The organism is Vibrio sp. 378 (genome assembly GCF_033339435.1).
Genome location: NZ_JAWOUO010001185.1, coordinates 1 through 519, shown reverse-complemented (window position 1 = coordinate 519; position 519 = coordinate 1). Strand labels below are relative to the sequence as shown.

Sequence of the window (519 nt, the reverse complement as noted above, 5' to 3'; positions counted from 1 at the left end):
GTGTAATCGTGATAACGCTCTGTGTAGAGCAACAACACATCTTCACCATCAAGTACAATGGCACGCGCTGCATGACGCTGAAAGATAATTTTATCGTCCAGATGATCGAGTTCTGGATGAATGGTCGATTGTAAATGTCTCATCGAAAATACCGCCGTAAATATGATGCGCGCATACTACCGGAGTTCACCCTTTAAATCATCGTTGTGTTAATAAGCAAGCCAAAGTAGCGATACCTAACCCAATGAAAGTGTACTAAACCGTTCACGAGATCGCGTTTTGTTGAGCGGCTTACGCTCGATACATTCACTATGTATCCGCAACAGATGTGACGTACTAGCAAGCTCTTTATGAGAAATGTCTAAAATTCTTCTAAATATGTCTACGCCCTTCTTACTTTTAACATCGATAAGACAATAATTGACGAAAGTTGCCTATAATCAAGGCAATACTCGCCTATCCCATGCGGAGATAAAGATGAAAAAAACAAGTTTAATGATGGCTATGGCAGGGACAATG

Annotated in this window: 1 pseudogene; it reads right to left on the bottom strand. The window is 40.8% G+C overall.

Annotated features, from left to right (window positions below):
• A pseudogene (locus tag R7Q48_RS31055) lies at nt 1–143 on the bottom strand (DNA mismatch repair protein MutT); the annotation flags it as partial.
• Between the last annotated feature and the right edge of the window lie 376 nt (nt 144–519).